This window comes from Nocardia miyunensis NBRC 108239, assembly GCF_001613065.1.
GTDB classification, from domain to species: Bacteria; Actinomycetota; Actinomycetes; order Mycobacteriales; family Mycobacteriaceae; genus Nocardia; species Nocardia miyunensis.
The window spans coordinates 1-15,493 of the sequence record NZ_BDBQ01000054.1; the positions used below are offsets into that span (position 1 = coordinate 1).

At 66.5% G+C, this 15,493-nt stretch carries 14 protein-coding genes; 10 read left to right on the forward strand and 4 right to left on the reverse strand.

What is annotated here, in order from left to right:
- Nucleotides 1-415: 415 nt before the first annotated feature.
- On the reverse strand, nucleotides 416-1,243 hold the full coding sequence (locus tag NM2_RS23705) for a mycofactocin-coupled SDR family oxidoreductase (protein WP_067672948.1): 828 nt from the start codon (nucleotides 1,241-1,243) through the stop codon (nucleotides 416-418).
- 265 nt (nucleotides 1,244-1,508) lie between these two features.
- Here NM2_RS23705 and NM2_RS23710 point away from each other — a divergent pair, with 265 nt between their 5' ends.
- The 8 genes from NM2_RS23710 (at nucleotide 1,509) to NM2_RS23740 (ending at nucleotide 9,991) form a co-directional block, all read left to right on the forward strand.
- Entirely contained in the window at nucleotides 1,509-2,735 is a 1,227-nt protein-coding gene (locus NM2_RS23710; protein ID WP_067672950.1) for a cytochrome P450, read from the forward strand.
- Between the two features lie 28 nt (nucleotides 2,736-2,763).
- Nucleotides 2,764-2,976 (forward strand): ferredoxin, encoded by a 213-nt coding sequence (locus NM2_RS23715; protein WP_174575668.1) that lies wholly within the window; start codon nucleotides 2,764-2,766, stop codon nucleotides 2,974-2,976.
- 206 nt (nucleotides 2,977-3,182) lie between these two features.
- The gene (locus NM2_RS23720; protein WP_067672954.1) at nucleotides 3,183-4,151 is read left to right on the forward strand and encodes a PDR/VanB family oxidoreductase; all 969 of its coding nucleotides are present in this window, start codon (nucleotides 3,183-3,185) and stop codon (nucleotides 4,149-4,151) included.
- Nucleotides 4,152-4,253: 102 nt separating this feature from the next.
- Nucleotides 4,254-4,778 carry an NAD(P)-binding protein gene (locus NM2_RS23725; RefSeq protein WP_169816230.1) on the forward strand — a complete coding sequence of 175 codons (525 nt, stop codon included), beginning with the start codon at nucleotides 4,254-4,256 and terminating at the stop codon, nucleotides 4,776-4,778.
- Nucleotides 4,775-4,951, forward strand: coding sequence for a hypothetical protein (locus NM2_RS49280; RefSeq protein ID WP_157121268.1), 177 nt, complete (start codon nucleotides 4,775-4,777; stop codon nucleotides 4,949-4,951). Before NM2_RS23725 ends, NM2_RS49280 begins: the two co-directional genes overlap by 4 nt.
- A 292-nt stretch (nucleotides 4,952-5,243) precedes the next feature.
- Complete coding sequence (locus tag NM2_RS23730) at nucleotides 5,244-6,452, forward strand: cytochrome P450 (protein WP_067672958.1); 1,209 nt, start codon at nucleotides 5,244-5,246, stop codon at nucleotides 6,450-6,452.
- Between the two features lie 37 nt (nucleotides 6,453-6,489).
- Nucleotides 6,490-8,262, forward strand: coding sequence for a flavin-containing monooxygenase (locus NM2_RS23735; protein ID WP_067672960.1), 1,773 nt, complete (start codon nucleotides 6,490-6,492; stop codon nucleotides 8,260-8,262).
- Between the two features lie 82 nt (nucleotides 8,263-8,344).
- Nucleotides 8,345-9,991 (forward strand): flavin-containing monooxygenase, encoded by a 1,647-nt coding sequence (locus NM2_RS23740; protein ID WP_067673117.1) that lies wholly within the window; start codon nucleotides 8,345-8,347, stop codon nucleotides 9,989-9,991.
- Nucleotides 9,992-10,134: 143 nt separating this feature from the next.
- Here the strand turns inward: NM2_RS23740 and NM2_RS23745 are convergent, their stop codons facing one another.
- Genes NM2_RS23745 through NM2_RS23755 form a run of 3 tightly spaced genes read right to left on the reverse strand, consistent with a single transcriptional unit; the run spans nucleotide 10,135 to nucleotide 12,856 of the window.
- Nucleotides 10,135-10,947, reverse strand: a complete 813-nt coding sequence (locus NM2_RS23745; protein WP_067672962.1) for an SDR family NAD(P)-dependent oxidoreductase — start codon at nucleotides 10,945-10,947, stop codon at nucleotides 10,135-10,137.
- A 39-nt stretch (nucleotides 10,948-10,986) separates the two neighbouring features.
- Entirely contained in the window at nucleotides 10,987-11,865 is an 879-nt protein-coding gene (locus NM2_RS23750) for an enoyl-CoA hydratase (RefSeq protein WP_067672964.1), read from the reverse strand.
- A gap of 7 nt (nucleotides 11,866-11,872) precedes the next feature.
- On the reverse strand, nucleotides 11,873-12,856 hold the full coding sequence (locus NM2_RS23755; RefSeq protein WP_067672966.1) for a cyclase family protein: 984 nt from the start codon (nucleotides 12,854-12,856) through the stop codon (nucleotides 11,873-11,875).
- 221 nt (nucleotides 12,857-13,077) lie between these two features.
- On the opposite strand from NM2_RS23755, the gene NM2_RS23760 reads away from it, so the two are divergent.
- Together NM2_RS23760 and NM2_RS23765 are read left to right on the forward strand one after the other, a co-directional pair.
- On the forward strand, nucleotides 13,078-14,274 hold the full coding sequence (locus NM2_RS23760) for an acyl-CoA dehydrogenase family protein (RefSeq protein ID WP_067672968.1): 1,197 nt from the start codon (nucleotides 13,078-13,080) through the stop codon (nucleotides 14,272-14,274).
- A 32-nt stretch (nucleotides 14,275-14,306) separates the two neighbouring features.
- Nucleotides 14,307-15,443: an acyl-CoA dehydrogenase family protein gene (locus NM2_RS23765; RefSeq protein ID WP_067672970.1), complete on the forward strand. Its 1,137-nt coding sequence runs from the start codon at nucleotides 14,307-14,309 to the stop codon at nucleotides 15,441-15,443.
- Nucleotides 15,444-15,493 lie beyond the last annotated feature (50 nt).

Sequence of the window (15,493 nt, forward strand, 5' to 3'; positions counted from 1 at the left end):
TTCGGCAGGCACAGCCGATAGACCCACAACGCCAACCGCACAGATCAGTGCGACGCCGAATCGCCTTCTACTCATGTAATAACCCTCTCCACCCCGACATTGCGCTTGATGGATTCGCCCCCGTGACTCGTCTGAGACGCGCCACGCCGAGGAGAACGATCATTCACGGCTGCAAGCATATGTCCAGCGAACGATCTACACTGCCAGAACAGAGAATTAGCTTATCAGTGTGAACGGACGGTCACCATGTCGATGGAATGCGGCTCACCCTGCGGCGAACGCCCGCGGCTGCGCGCCAACCGTGCCCCGAATGTCCGGCCGGAGACCGGCAAGCAGTCCGAATGCCTTGCACCGGAGAGCTTGCCGGTCCTGGTCGAAGCGGCACAGCCGCTTCGACCAGGCGTAGGAGCCTGGGTCAGAGAGCGCCCCCGGCATCGATCAACTGCGTTGTGCCCGTGATGAACTTGGCGTCGTCGGAGACCAGGTGCAGGACGGTGCCGGTGATGTCTTCCGGCTCCAGAAGCGCGACCGGAAGACGGTTGAGCTTCGCCGTGACTTCTTCGAAGTCCGCGCGGCCCGGATTCTCCAGCTCCGGACGGAACAACCGGTAGGCGGCCTCGTTGAGCATCATGTCCGTGGCGACGGTTGTCGGATGCACTGTGTTCACGCGGATATTCTGCGGGGCAAGCTCTTTGGCCATCACCTGCATCAGGCTGACCAGGCCCGCCTTGGCCGCCGCATAGTGCGCGGTGTTCTCGTGGGCGAGCACGGTCGCCAGCGAGCTCGTGATGACCACCGAACCGCCGCGGCCGCCGGCGATGATGTGCGGCACCGACGCCTTCAGCGACTTCCACACACCCGTCAGATTGACGTCGATCGTGTCCTGCCAGACCGACTCACTCATTTCGAGCGTCGGCGCCGTGCTGCAGATGCCCGCGTTGGCGACGACGATGTCGAGACGGCCCAGGGTGGCCACTCCCTGTTCGACGACGGCGGCCACGCCCGCATAATCGCGCACGTCCGCGTCCCCGGTGACGACGCGCCGCCCGGTCTTCTCGATCAACCGCGCCGTTTCCGCGAGGTCCTCGGCGGTCGCCAGCGGGTACGGGACGGTGCCCACCGTGGCCGTCGTGTCGATCGCGATGATGTCGGCGCCCTCACTGGCGAACCGCACCGCGTGGCTGCGGCCCTGCCCGCGTCCCGCACCAGTTACGAAGGCGACCTTGCCATCCAACTTGCCCACGCATCTCTCCAATCATTCGCAGGCTTCGACCGGCCGCCGCAACTGCGGCGGCCACGAGACCGGCACCAAATTTAATGGTGTTACTAATGTGCCACTGAAGCATAGCGCGTCAACCCCACACGCAGGAAGACCCGGCGAAATTGCAAGCTGAAGTAGTGTTGACTCCGTCACAACATAATTGCACAATGCTTAGACAGCTCCGGTGGTACAGCCCGTCCGCGGAGCGCTTTCGAGAACTCGCCATACCCATGACGAAGGAACACCGATGAACACTGACCTGCAGAACGCGGAGAACTTCCGCACCGGTCCCCCCTACGAGATCTACAAGTATCTGCGCGAGAACGACCCGGTCCACTGGCAGGAAGAGCCGGATGGCCCGGGGTTCTGGGCGCTCACCCGGCACGCGGACATCAAGCAGGTCGAACTCGACAGCGAGACCTTCTCGAACGAGCCGACGGTGACGATCTCGGACAAGAACCAGGTCGGCGACGAGACGCACAAGCACCTGATCTTCTCGGACGCGCCGCACCACACCGCGCACCGCGAGATGCTCGGCGCGGAGATCAGCCTGAGCCGAATCCGACCCGCCCGCGAGGGCATGGAACGGCTGGTCAACTCGATCATCGATCTGGTGATCGAGAAGGGCGAAGCCGACCTGGTCTTGGATCTGTCGGGCAAGATGGCCAGCTTCGCCATCGCCGACCTCATGGGCCTGGATCGCGACCACTCCCTCGCGATGTTCCACGCCGCCGAGGTCCTGACCCGGTCCATCAGCACGACCGAGGGCATCGGCCTGGAAGCCACCATGACGCTGTTCCAGCATGCGACCGACGCATGGAACGAGCGCAAGGACACCCCGCTCAACGACACCCTCAGCCGGATCGCCCACGCCGAGATCATGGGTATTCCGGTCGACGAGTTCCAATTCCAGATCGACTTCCAGCTCCTGGTGAGCGCGGGCAGCGACACCTCCCGCAACGTGCTCTCGACCGGCATGCTTACCCTGTTCGAGCATCCCGAGGCGCGGCAGGCCATCGTCGATGATCCGCGGCTGCTGCCCAAGGCGCTCGAGGAGATCCTGCGCTTCACCCCGCCGATCATGGCCATGCGCCGCACCGCCACCCGCGATACCGAGATCGGCGGCACGAAGATTCGCGCGGGCGAGAAGGTCGTCATGTACTACGGCGCCGCGAACCGCGACCCCGAGGTGTTCGAGAACCCGGACACCTTCGACATCACCCGCAAGCTCAACCCGCACCTGACCTTCGGCGGCGGCCGCCATCACTGCCTCGGCGCCCACCTCGCGCGGCTGGAGCTGACCACCATGTTCGGCGCGATGATCCGCCGGATGCCCGATATGGAACTCGCCGGACCGGTCGACTGGCCCGAGCTCGGCGAGCCGCCGATGGTCGGCGGACCGCACGGCATCCCGGTGCGATTCACCCCCGGACCGAAGGTCGCCGACGGCGCGGTCGAACCGATCTTCGGCTGAGCCGTCGTATCGAATCCGAAGGGAAATCATGAAATTCGCTGTCGACCTCGCGGTCTGTCAGAACATCGGCCAGTGCAGCTTCACCGCGCCCGAGATGTTCACACTCGATGACGACGGGAAGCTGTCGTTCCGCAACGAGGCCACCGACGAGTACGTCTCGCCCGAGCTGACCGATGACGACGCCGATTCGGCACAGAGCGCCGCCGCGCTGTGCCCGATGCAGGCGATCCGGGTCGACTGATCGCACCGTAGGCCCGCGTGAGCGGCGCAGGGGTGGCAGTCGAATGCGGAACTCGCCCGTGTCACCGGCTTTTCAGGTCGGTCCGGTCGGCTCGGTTCATCCCCGAGTCGGCCGGACCGCGGCCGGAGAAATCTACCCACTTCAGACGAATGTTCCAATCATCCACCAAGACAACACTTTCCAAGAACGCGAGGCCGGAGCCAGTAATGAGCGCACACTCGAGTGAGTCGGAACCGACAGCGGCTCTGCTGGTTTCCCGGCGGGCATCGCTGACCTCGGAGGTCATCCTGCTGGAGCTACGCCACCCCGAGGGTCGCGAGCTTCCCGCGTGGAGTCCCGGCTCCCACATCGATCTGCTACTTCCCGACGAGATGGTCCGCCAGTACTCGCTGTGCGGCGACCCGGCCGACGCCACCACCTGGACAGTCGCGGTGTTCCTGGAGCCGGAGGGCAGGGGTGGCTCGGCGTATATCCACCGATCGTTGCAAGAGGGCACCACAGTCCGGACTCGTGGCCCGCGTAACCATTTCGCCTTCGGATCCGGCAAGCGAGTCCTGTTCATCGGCGGCGGAATCGGGATCACGCCGCTCATCCCGATGATGGCCGAGGCCACCGAACGCGGTCTGGACTGGGAACTCCACTACGGCGGGCGATCTCGGACCACGATGGCATTCGCCGACGACCTCCTCACCCGGTTCGGCTCGGACCGCGTGCACCTGATTCCGCAGGATGAGCGGGGACTCATCGACCTCGAGACACTCATCGGCACGCCCCGCACGGACACCACGATCTACTGTTGCGGCCCGGCGCCCCTGCTCGACGCGGTGGAAACCCGTTGTGCGGCATGGCCGACCGACGCACTCCACATCGAGCGGTTCACCGCCAAGGCGGTCGATGACGACCAGAACACCTCGTTCGAGATCGAACTGTCCGCTACCGGTGTGACGCTGACGGTTCCGCAGGATCGCTCGATTCTCGACGTGCTCGACGATCAGGATGTTCCGGTGCCGAGCTCCTGCCGGGACGGCACCTGCGGCACGTGCGAAACCATGGTCCTGGAAGGGGTCCCCGAGCATCGCGACTCCGTGCTCAGCCCTTCCGAACAGGAGAGCAACGAGACCATGATGGTGTGCGTCTCACGATCGCGAACTCCACGCCTCGTGCTCGACCTCTAGGTAGCCCTTCACCCGGCCACGGCCGACTGGGAACCGCTCCTCCGCAACACCTATCGTGAAAGATAGGACAATTAAAACATAAGTATGGCAGGAGTACTCTCGATGTCTTTCGCCGACTCGCGTTTCGATGCGGACGCGCTCCGCCGCCGTTACGACGCCGAGCGCGAGAAACGGCTGGCGGGTCCGCGCCGGGACATCGCGGATCTGACCGGGACGCTCAGCCGGTACCTCGACGACCCGTACACCCCGGTCGTGACCAGGCATCCGGTCCAGGACTCCGTGGAGGTGCTCGTCGTCGGCGGTGGCATGGCCGGAATCGTCGCCCCGGCCGAGCTACGCAAGGCCGGCGTCACCGACACCAGGATCGTCGACGCCGCAGGCGATTTCGGCGGGGTGTGGTACTGGAACCGTTATCCCGGGGCGATGTGCGACGTCGAGTCGCTGGTCTACCTGCCATACCTGGAAGAGCTCGGGTATGTACCGCGCGACAGGTACGCTTCCGCCGCCGAGATCTGGGGTCATCTCCGGGCCGTCGCGCGCCATCACGATCTCTATGACACCGCGCTCTTCCACACCCGCGTGACCGGCATGGTCTGGGAGAGCATGTCCCGGGGATCACCGAGATGAGCTGCCACTCATTCCACACCAGCCGCTGGGATTACGACTACACCGGTCAGGACCTGGAGTACCTGCGCGACAAGGTTGTCGGCGTGGTGGGTACCGGCGCCACCGCTATCCAGTGCATCCCGCCGTTGGCCGCGAGCGCCGCGCAGCTGCCAGGTCTGGTCACGACGCCCTGAACAGCAACGGGCGTCATCGAACGGTGTCGCCGCCGAGTTCACAGACGTGGTTCATCACGTAATGCCGGTGGCCGTGGTGGTTCGCCCGTGCCCGGCAGTGAACTTCATATGCTCTCCCACTCCGGTTGCTATCGACCCCTTCCAACATAGTTACTGGACCACCATAAAGCGTCATTGACAGTCATTACAGACATGATACTATTGTGTTCTAGATCATAAATCTAGTACCAGTGCGGGCCTCACCCGCCGAGGCCCGCGCCGCTAGTGGACACAGGGAGTCAGAGGAGCCAGCGTGGACGTCAATCTGCTCGACCCGGCCGCATTCCGCACCCGCCAGCCGTACGAGGTATACCGGTGGCTGCGCGCGAACGACCCCGTGCACTGGCACGCAAACCCGGAAGGTCGCGGCTTCTGGGTGCTGACCCGCCACGCCGACATCAAGGTCCTCGAGACCAACTCGGAGGTGTTCTCCTCCGAGCCCAACACCCTGCTCAACGACGAACACCTGGTGGGCGACGAGACCCACAAGCAACTGCTCTTCTCCGACCCGCCGCGCCACACCGCCCACCGTCGCTACCTCGCCGCCGAACTCAGCCTGACCCAGGTCCGGTCGAAGCAGGCCGACATGGGGGAGTTGGTCGACGCGGTCATCGACGAGGTGATCGAGAAGGGCGAATGCGACCTGGTGGAGGACATCTCCGGCAAACTCGCCAGCTTTGTCATCGCCGACCTGCTGGGACTCCCCCGCCAGGAATCGCTCGAGCTCTTCCACGCCTCCGACGTGCTCACCCGCGGCGGCAGCCTGCTCGAGGGCCCCGGCGCGGAAGCCCTGGCGGTGATGAACCAGCACGCCGGCGACGCCTGGAAGACATTCAGCTCAGGCCAGGGCAACGACGGTGCGCTGGCGCGGATCGTGCGCACCGAGATCGACGGGATGCCCATAGATCAGATGCAGTTCGCCATCGACTTCTACCTGCTCGTCGCCGCGGGCGGCGACACCTCCCGCAACGCCCTGTCAACCGGCATGCTGGCCCTGTTCCAGCACCCGGAGCAGCACCGGATGCTGGTCGAGAACCCGTCCCTGGTACCGCAGGCGGTCGAGGAGATCCTGCGCTGGGACCCGCCGATCATCTTCCAGGCCCGCACCGCGACCCGTGACGCCGAGGTCGGCGGCCAGAAGATCGCCAAGGGCGAGAAGGTGGTCTCCTACTACGGAGCGGGCAACCGCGACCCCGAGGTCTTCACCGACCCCGAAACCTTCGACATCACGCGAAAGTCCAACCCGCACCTCACATTCGGCGCCGGCCGCCACTTCTGCCTCGGTTCCCACCTGGCACGCCAGGAACTCGTCATCATGTTCACCGCGATCATGAGCCGCATGCCCGACATCAAGCTCGCCGGGCCCGCCCAATGGCACGACCTGCCCGAAGTGCCGTCGGTCAGCGGCCCCGCGTCGATTCAGGTCTCGTTCACCCCCGGGCAGCGGAAATCGGCCGCCTAGCCAGCAGGAACCCTCATCCGGATTCGAAAGGAATCAGATGACCGATCTCGCGGATGCCACCGGCACCCTCGCACCGGCCGCCCTTGCCGACGCCTGGCTCGCCGACTTCGAGGCGGCGCTCGCCGCCCGCGACGCTTCGGCGATCTCGGCGCTGTTCGCACCCAGCGGGACGTTCCGCGATCTGCTCGCGACCGACTGGGACATCCGGCATTTCGCCGGAGAGCAGGAGGTCGGCCGGCGGCTGGCCCGGGCCGCGCGCTCGGCGGCGGTGACCGGTCTGCGCATCCGCGACACCGTGGACGGGGCATGGCGCGACGCGAGCGGGGCGACCCCGGCGATCAACGCATTCGTGCGCTTCGCCAACGACGTCGGCACGGGCGAGGGCGTCATCCGTCTCATCGAGCAGGACGGGAGCCTGGTCGCCGCGAACGTCGTGCTCGAGCTCACCGAACTCGCCGGCCGCCCCGAGGCGGTCGGCGACCGTCGCCCGATCGGCAAGGTGCACAAGCCGGTCGTGGGGCGGCCGTCGTGGGAAGACGAGGTCGACGCCGATTTCCGCCGCGCCGATCCCCAGGTCGTCATCGTCGGCGCCGGGCACAACGGCCTCATGCTCGCGGCGCGGCTGCTCCGCATCGGCATCGGCGCGCTCGTCATCGAGCGCCATGGCCGGGTCGGCGACAACTGGCGCACCCGGTATTCGGCCCTCGCGCTGCACGACCCGGTGCAGGTCGAGGCGCTTCCCTACCTCCCGTTCCCGGCCGGCTGGCCGACCTTCACGCCCGGCTCGAAGTTCGGGGACTTCCTCGAGTCCTATGCGACGCTGCTCGACATCCCGGTCTGGACCGGCGCCAGGCTCGGCGAGGTGCGGTACGACGCCTCCGCCGGGCGCTGGGACGTCGAGGTCACGCGCTCCGACGGCGAGCGGCGCACCCTCCGGACCGGCCATCTCGTCGTCGCCACAGGCGCGCACAACAAGCCGCGCATCCCCGAAGTGGCGGACCGCGACGTGTTCTCCGGCAGCGTCGTCCACGCGACCGACTTCGGCGGTGGCGCGAGCTGGAGCGGGAAGCGGGCGATCGTCGTGGGGACAGGCGTGAGCGGTCACGACATCGCCCAGGACCTCGCCGAGCACGGCGCCGAGGTCACGATGCTGCAGCGCGGCGCGACCTACGTCATGAACGCCTCGACGAACCATGAGCTGTCGTTCACCGGGTACCTCCGGGGCGAGCGGCCGATCGAGGACATCGACCTGATGGGCCAGCTCGTGCCGTACAGTCGGCTTCCCGAACTCGGCAAGACTCGGACGGCGATCGGGAAGGAGCGGGACCGCGAGACGCTGGAGGGTCTCGCGAGGGCCGGCTTCGCGCTCACCGATGGGCCTGGCGGAGCCGGGAACGTCGGCCTCGTGTTCGGCCAGAACCGGCACGGCTACTACTTCAACATCGGAGCGTCCGAACTCATCATCGAAGGCCGGATCGCGGTCCGGAGAGGCAGCATCGCCCGCTTCACCAGAGGCGGCGTCGTGCTCGACGACGGAGCCGAGATCCCCGCCGACCTCATGGTCTACGCGACCGGCTACGAGAGCGTGAACGAGTCGAACCGCGAGCTCCTCGGCGACCTCGTCGACGAGCTGCCGCCGATCTGCACGATCGGACCGGACGGCGAATTCGCCGGCATCGCGCGTCACACCGGCCACGACCGCCTGTGGTTCCTCGCGACCCTCGGCATACCTCCGAGCCGGACCTACTCGAAGCTGCTCGCGATTCAGATCGCCGCGATCGAGGACGGACTCGCCCCCGCGTCGCGGTGACGGCGGCGTTACCACACTTACAACATAATTGTGACACCGGCGCTCTCAGTGGCGGCGGTCGGTTGCGATGGAGGAACTGGACATGACAACGAGTACTGTGCCTGAGGAAGCAACTCACCGGGGCGAGGCCGACGACCATTACGATGCGATCGTCGTCGGAGCAGGCCAGGCCGGCCTGTACGCGCTGCACCTGTTGCGGGAACGCGGACTCCGGGCTCGGGCGATCGATGCGGCATCCGGCGTCGGTGGCACCTGGTTCTGGAACCGGTACCCCGGTGCGCGGTTGCACTCGGAGAGCCACAGCTACCAGTACTTCTTCTCGGAGGAGATGCTGCGCGAGTGGGACTGGAGCGAGATGTTCGCCGGCCAGCCGGAACTCGAGCGGTACTACAACCGCGTCGCGGACGTGCTCGATCTCCGCAAGGACATCGAACTGGAGACGCGCATCGACTCGTTGACCTTCGATGAGACGCGCGATGAGTGGATCGTCGCCACCAACACCGGCAAGACGTATGCCGCAAAGGTCGTGATCGCCGCGACCGGGCTCTTCTCGGCGGCGCCGATCTTCCCGGACGCGCCCGGCCGGGAACGGTTCAAGGGCGAGGCACACCACACGGCCCGGTGGCCGAAGGAGCCGGTGTCGTTCGCGGGCAAGAAGGTCGTCGTGATCGGCACCGGATCGACAGGCGTCCAGGTCATCCCGAACGCGGCGAGGGATGCCGAGCGCGTCACGGTGCTGATGCGTACGCCGAACTGGGTCGTGCCGCTCAACAACCGGCCGATCCCGCCGGAGGAGATGGCGGAGATCAGGCGCGGCTACCCCGAACTGCTCGACTGGCTCAACAGCACCTACGGCGGCTTTCTGCACGGCTTCCAGCCGAAGACGACCAAGGAGTACACCGAGGAAGAGCTGCACGCGCTCTATGAGGAGCAATGGCGCAAGACCGGCTTCGCCAAATGGTTCGGGATGCCGGCGGACGTCCTGTTCGACGAGGACGCGAACACGCACTACGCGAGGTTCATCGAGGGAAAGATCCGCCCACGCCTCGACGATCCGAACGTCGCCGACATGCTCATCCCGAAGCACCCGTTCGGCGCCAAGCCGGTCGACTGCGAGACCCTCGACTACTACGAGGTCTACAACCAGGACAACGTCGACCTCGTCTCGGTCGTGGATCACCCCATCCAGGAGTTCACCGAGACCGGCATCCGGCTCGACGACCGCGAGATCGAGGCCGACCTGATCGTGTTCGCGACCGGGTTCGAGGCCTTCGTCGGCGCCCTCAACCGGATCGACATCACCGGGCTCGACGGGCAGAAGCTGAAGGACACATGGGCCGACGGCCCCAAAACGCTGATGGGCGTTCAGGTGTCGGGATTCCCGAACCTGTTCCTGATCGGTGGTCCGCACGGCAAGGGCGGACACGGCAACTCGCCCCGATGCGCGGATCAGCCGTTGCAGTGGATCGCGGACCTCGCGCGCAAGGTCGTGAACGAGGGCATCCGGCGCATCGACCCTGAGCCCGAAGCGCAAGAGGCATGGACCGAGAAGGTCCAGTCGTCCGCCGAGGGCAGCATCCTGGCGAAGGCCAGGTCCTACCTCTTCAGCGACAACATCCCGGGTAGGAAGCGCACCTACGTCGCGTACTCGGGGGCGCTCCGCGATTTCGTCAACGGACTCGAGGAGTCGGCCGCCAACGGGTATCAGGGATTCCGCATCGTCCGCTGACGCACCAACGCGGCTCGCCGTCGACCGTCACCGCCTCACGACCGGCAACGCCCGGCGTGAGGCGGTGGGAAACCCCGGCACACCGTCACCGAACCGGAAATCGGATAACCGACTCCCGGCGCAGGACACCGGCTGGGGAATCGTCACGGAGTGGGCGAATCCACGTTGAACAGAATCATGTTGCCGCCGTCGACGACGAGCGTCTCACCGGTGATCTGCTGGGACAGCGGCGAGACCAGGAACAGCAGCGCCGTGGCGATATCGGCCGGGTAGGAGAGCCTGCCGGTCGGGGTCTTGGCGATGTTGGCGTCCAGCAACTCCTGGGTCCACTTGGGGTTGGCCTGAGCGCGCGGCGTGCGAACCGTACCGGGCGCAACGGCATTGACCCGGATGCCCGAGGGCCCCAGCTCGACCGCCGAGGTGCGCACCAGCGACATCAGCGCGGCCTTCATCGCCCCGTAGGCCGCGAGTTTGGGTGAACTCTGCAGTCCCGCAACAGAAGCCACCATCGCGATAGCACCGCTGGTTCCGGTCTTCTGCCAGAAGCGGGCCGCGTACTCGATCGCCAGATACGCGTGCTTGAGCACGATCTCCAGGTGCCACTGCCAATCGTCGTCGGTCAGGTCCACCAGCGCCTTGTAGCGGGCCAGGCCCACGATGTCGACCACACCGTCCAGACGGCCCAATTCCCGTTCCACGAAATCGAAGATCGCGGCGACCGACTCCCGGGAGGTCAGCTCCCCGACGTACGGAACGCCACCGACCTCGGCGGCGACCGCCTTGGCACGCTCGTCCTCGCGGTCCACGCACACGACGGTCGCCCCGTAGGCGGCCAGTGCGTGCGCGCTCTGATAACCGATACCCTGTCCGGCACCGAGAACGACGTGAACCTGGCCGTCCAGGCGCATGAGTGCAGCGTAATCAGGGACGACATTGGCGTCCGGCTCGATCGGCATCGGTAGATCTCTCCTGTTGGTATCGGACCGGTGGTTGTCTCACTCGGCGGACGGCGGACGGCGACGCCAGTCGACAGCGCCGTCCTCGACGGTCGCGTGCGCGACCTTGTCGTCGTGGATCTCCGCCCAATGGGCGTGATTGATCTGGTGGATGCTGAAGGCCGCCTGCATCGCGTTGGTGAAACCCTGGATGTCCTGGGTCTGATTGACCGCCTCCTTGATCAGCAGTGCCGCCACGGTCGGCCGCGCGGCGACCGTGCGTGCCAAATCCAGTGTGCGGTCGGCCAATTCGTCGGCCGGGTAGATCTGACTCACCATTCCGACCCGCTGGGCCTCGTCGATCCCGATCGCGGCGCCGGTGAGCAGCAGCTCCTTGGTTCGCCGGATGCCGAACTCCCAGGGATGCGCGAAATATTCCATGCCGCACATGCCGAGCCGGACACCGACGGGGTCGGTGAAGGTCGTGCCCTCCGCGCCGACGATGAGGTCGCAGGACCAGGCCAGCGTCAATCCGGCGGCCATCACATCACCCTGGACCTGGGCGATGGTGATCTTGCGCAGATTCCGCCAGCGCATCGAGTTCTGGTAGTAGTAGTGCCACTCCTGCAGCATGCGTTTCTCCGCGCCCTGGCGGGTGGCGCCGTTCAGCTGGAAAGTGGGGTGCTGATCGGGTCCCGGGGCGCGCTCTTTCTCGCGCTCCGCCGTCCCGAGATCGTGTCCGGACGAGAATGATTCGCCCGCGCCGGCCAGAATCACGACCCGGACATCGTCGTCGGCCTCGGCGCGCAACATCGCCTCGTCGAGCTCGACGAGCAGGGTGCGACTCTGCGCGTTCCGGTATCGCGGACGGTCGAGCGTGATCCTGACGATTCGTCCCTCGTCGAGCGATTCGTAACGGATAGCACGATAGTCGGACATCACAGCCTCACCTGATAGCGATCGGATTCAGCGGCGCGCCCACCGCGCCGGATACGGGCAGCGGAGGAGCGCAGAGCATGAAGTCGTAGCGGCCGTCCGCCGCGCACGCGGTGGCGAGCGCGTCGAGGTCCCAGATCTCACCGATGAGCACCCCGGCGTTGACCAGCAGCACGACATGCATGCCGAACTTGACCTCGGGCAGCGACTCACACGGGACGACTTCCAAACCCCATGTGTCCGAAGCGATTCCAGCTACCATGCGCGGCAACAGGTAGTCACACGCGCTCAGCCCCAGGCCGGGCGCGGGACCGGCGGCGTAATCACCCCAGAACTCTTCCTGCCGACGTCGAGCCATGTGGCCCGTCCGCACGAGTACGAAATCACCCTCCCCGATCTCCACGCCCTGCGCTTGCGCGCAGTCGGCCAGGTCGACATCCTGGATCGCCTGCTCCGGCTCCAGCCACGGCACGTCGAAGTAGCGCGCGACATCGAGCAGTACTCCGCGGCCGGTGGTGGTTTCGACCACCTCGGTGATCGCGTTGTGGCTCGCGCCCTGGCTGGTGACCGTCTGCGGCCCGTGGCCGTTGTAGGTCTCACCGTCGAAGAAGACGTGACAGAAGGCGTCCCACTGGGTGCCCGCCTGCAATGGCATGTAGACGCCGTCGTCGGTGGACTGCATCCCGTGCCGGGCGTTGTCCCAGTCCGCGAGCAGGTCCCCGCCGTGCTTGTACATCACATGTTGCGGATTCACCCGCGCGCTGCCGGGCCTGCCGCGGTTGGGCCCCGTCCGGTCCAGCGGGATGCTCAGCGAGAAGACCTGTCCCGTCTGCACGAGACCCGCCGCGGCCCGCACCGACTCGGTCGTGACGTAGTTGGTCGAGCCGCGCTCGTCGTCGGGCCCCCACTGGCCCCAGGTGCGATATCGCGAGGCCATCTCACGGACGTCGGCCGCACTGTAGGACCGGCGAGCGGAGATCGGCCGCTGCGCCACTCTCGGCTTCTTCGGTGCGCTGATGGGAGCTCCTCGGGGTGAATGGACCGTGCCGGATGGCACACGCTGTTGCGCGCCACCCTTGCAGTTTTAGATGCTACTGTTGTGTATGTCAACAATAACGCAGGTCGGTGGGCTCCTTTAGTTATGTTAGAACATGATACGTTCTTCATGGCGGACATTGCGCAGTCCGCCCACCGACTTTCCAGGAAGGGCGCGTAATGACAGCCCCGTCGACCGTTCCCGACGCCACGACGATCGAATCACTCGCACGGCAGGTGGTGAAAGAGCACCCGCCTCGGGAGGTGCCGCTCACCGAACTCATGGGCGCGTGGTACGACGCCGGGCTCACCTGGGTCCACTTTCCCGTCGGACTCGGCGGCCTGAACGCGGCGCGTGCGCTGCAACCGCTGGCGAACAGCATCATGCGCGAGGCGGGCGGCCCGGAACCTCGCACGGTGAACACGATCGGATACGGAATCGTGGCCGGTACGATCCGCCGGTACGCGTCGCCGGAACAGGCCGCGGCTCTGCTGCGTCCGCTCGCCACCGGCGAGGAGAAATGGTGCCAGCTGTTCAGCGAGCCGGGCGCCGGTTCCGATCTCGCGGGCTTGGCGACGCGTGCGGTGCGCGATGGCGACGGCTGGCGGATATCGGGGCAGAAGGTATGGAACAGCCTCGCCCACATCGCGCGCTGGGGTGTTCTGCTGGCACGAACCGATCCGGACGTCCCCAAGCACAAGGGGCTGACGTACTTCATCATCGATATGCACTCCCCCGGTGTCGAGGTGCGGCCACTGCGCCAGTTGACCGGACGCGCGCAGTTCAACGAGGTGTTCCTCGACGGGGCCTACATTCCGGACAGCCAGCGCTTCGGCGACGTCGGCGCGGGCTGGATCGTCGCGAACAGCACGCTCGGCGATGAGCGCACATCGCTGGGCGACCGGGTTCCAGCACGCGGCAGCGGCGCCATCGCGGACGCCCTGGAACTGTGGCAGCGCTACCCCGAGCGGCAGACGCCGGTGCTGCGAGAGCGCCTGGCGCGCTTGTGGATTCGCGCGGAAACCCACCGGCTCACCAGCAACCGGGCGAGAGTGTCGGCCGCGACCCGCGGCGTAGTGGGCCCGGAAAGCGCCATCACCAAGCTGGTCGGATCCGAACTCACCCAGCACATCTACGAGTTCTGCATCGAATTGCTCGGCCCCGAAGGCACCCTGATCGACACCTATTCTCCCGACGCCCCCGACGACGAGAGCGGCCCCACCGGCATCCAGCGCAAGTATCTGCGATCCCGCGCGAACACCATCGAAGGCGGCACATCGGAAATCCTGCGCAACGTCCTGGGCGAGCGGGTCTTGAAGCTCCCGCAGGAAACCCGCAACGACAAGCGCATCCCCTGGCGCGACGTGCCCCGATGACAGCTCAGCCCGACCCACCGCAAGGAAGTGCGATGCCCCAGGAGTTCGAATTCACCGACGATCTGCTCGAGCTGCGATCGATGATGCGCGACTTCTGCGACGCGACCTCACCCGAGCCGGTCGTGCGCGAAACGATGCTCTCCGACAGCGGTTTCGACCCGGCCCTGTGGCGACGCCTGGGCAGTGAGATCGGTGTGCTCGGACTCGCCGTGCCGGAGGAGTACGGCGGCGGCGGCGCGGGCCTGGTGTATCAGGCGATCGTGTTGGAGGAGCTGGGTGCATCCCTGTTCTGCGGTCCGGTGCTCGGTCTGTGCCTCGCGGTACCGGCGCTCACCGCACTGTCCGACGAGGAGATCAAGACCGGCTATCTGCCGGAAATACTTGCGGGCGAACGGATCGCGACCCTGGCGGCGCCGATCCGGAACGGTGTTTTCGACAGCGATGCGGTCACCGTCTCGGCGGAGCGGGCCCAGGACGGGTGGGTGCTCGACGGCACCGCGGCATTCGTGCCCGACGGCGCGAGCGCCGATCTCATCCTGGTCGCGGCCACCGTCGCGGACCAGGTGGCGCTCTTCGCCGTCGAGGCCGACGCCGCGGGGCTGACGCGCACGGCCCTGTCGACGATGGATCTCACCCGCCGCCAGGCCGATCTCGCGCTGAAGAACTGTCCCGCCCGGCAGATCGCGGATCCGGCCGAAGCGCCCGGGGTCATCGAGCGCGCGACTCTGGTGGGCGCGACGCTGCTGGCCGCCGAGCAGGTGGGAGTGGCCCGCCAGATGCTGGACACGACGGTCGCGCACGTCAGCGGCCGTCTCCAGTTCGGCCAACCCATCGGCGCGTTCCAGGCGGTGAAGCACCGTTGCGCGAACATGCTGATAGCGGTGGAACAGGCGCGCTCGGCCGCCTATCACGCCGCCTGGGCACTCGACGACGCCAGCGATCATCCGCGACTGGCGGTCAGCCTGGCCCGTGCCGTGGCCTCGGAGTCGTCGACCTGGATCAGCACCAGCGCCATCCAGATGCACGGTGGCCTCGGGTTCACCTGGGAAGGAACTCCGCACCTTTACTTCAAGCGCGCCACCACCGACGCGCTGGTGCTCGGCACGCCGGAACAGCACGTCGACGAGGTCGCTCGGGCAGTACTGGACCCGTTGGCGGGCGCGGCCTAGCGGTGCGGCGTCGGCTGTGGCCGGTCGATACGGGCCACAGCCGACGCGGT

Coding starts and splice junctions, on each gene's coding strand:
- NM2_RS23720 (WP_067672954.1), top strand. CDS start 3,183: ATGAGCGCACACTCGAGTGAGTCGGAACCGACAGCGGCTCTGCTGGTT.
- NM2_RS23745 (WP_067672962.1), bottom strand. CDS start 10,947: ATGCCGATCGAGCCGGACGCCAATGTCGTCCCTGATTACGCTGCACTC.
- NM2_RS23765 (WP_067672970.1), top strand. CDS start 14,307: ATGCCCCAGGAGTTCGAATTCACCGACGATCTGCTCGAGCTGCGATCG.
- NM2_RS49280 (WP_157121268.1), top strand. CDS start 4,775: ATGAGCTGCCACTCATTCCACACCAGCCGCTGGGATTACGACTACACC.
- NM2_RS23715 (WP_174575668.1), top strand. CDS start 2,764: ATGAAATTCGCTGTCGACCTCGCGGTCTGTCAGAACATCGGCCAGTGC.
- NM2_RS23760 (WP_067672968.1), top strand. CDS start 13,078: ATGACAGCCCCGTCGACCGTTCCCGACGCCACGACGATCGAATCACTC.
- NM2_RS23740 (WP_067673117.1), top strand. CDS start 8,345: ATGACAACGAGTACTGTGCCTGAGGAAGCAACTCACCGGGGCGAGGCC.
- NM2_RS23725 (WP_169816230.1), top strand. CDS start 4,254: ATGTCTTTCGCCGACTCGCGTTTCGATGCGGACGCGCTCCGCCGCCGT.
- NM2_RS23735 (WP_067672960.1), top strand. CDS start 6,490: ATGACCGATCTCGCGGATGCCACCGGCACCCTCGCACCGGCCGCCCTT.
- NM2_RS23710 (WP_067672950.1), top strand. CDS start 1,509: ATGAACACTGACCTGCAGAACGCGGAGAACTTCCGCACCGGTCCCCCC.
- NM2_RS23750 (WP_067672964.1), bottom strand. CDS start 11,865: ATGTCCGACTATCGTGCTATCCGTTACGAATCGCTCGACGAGGGACGA.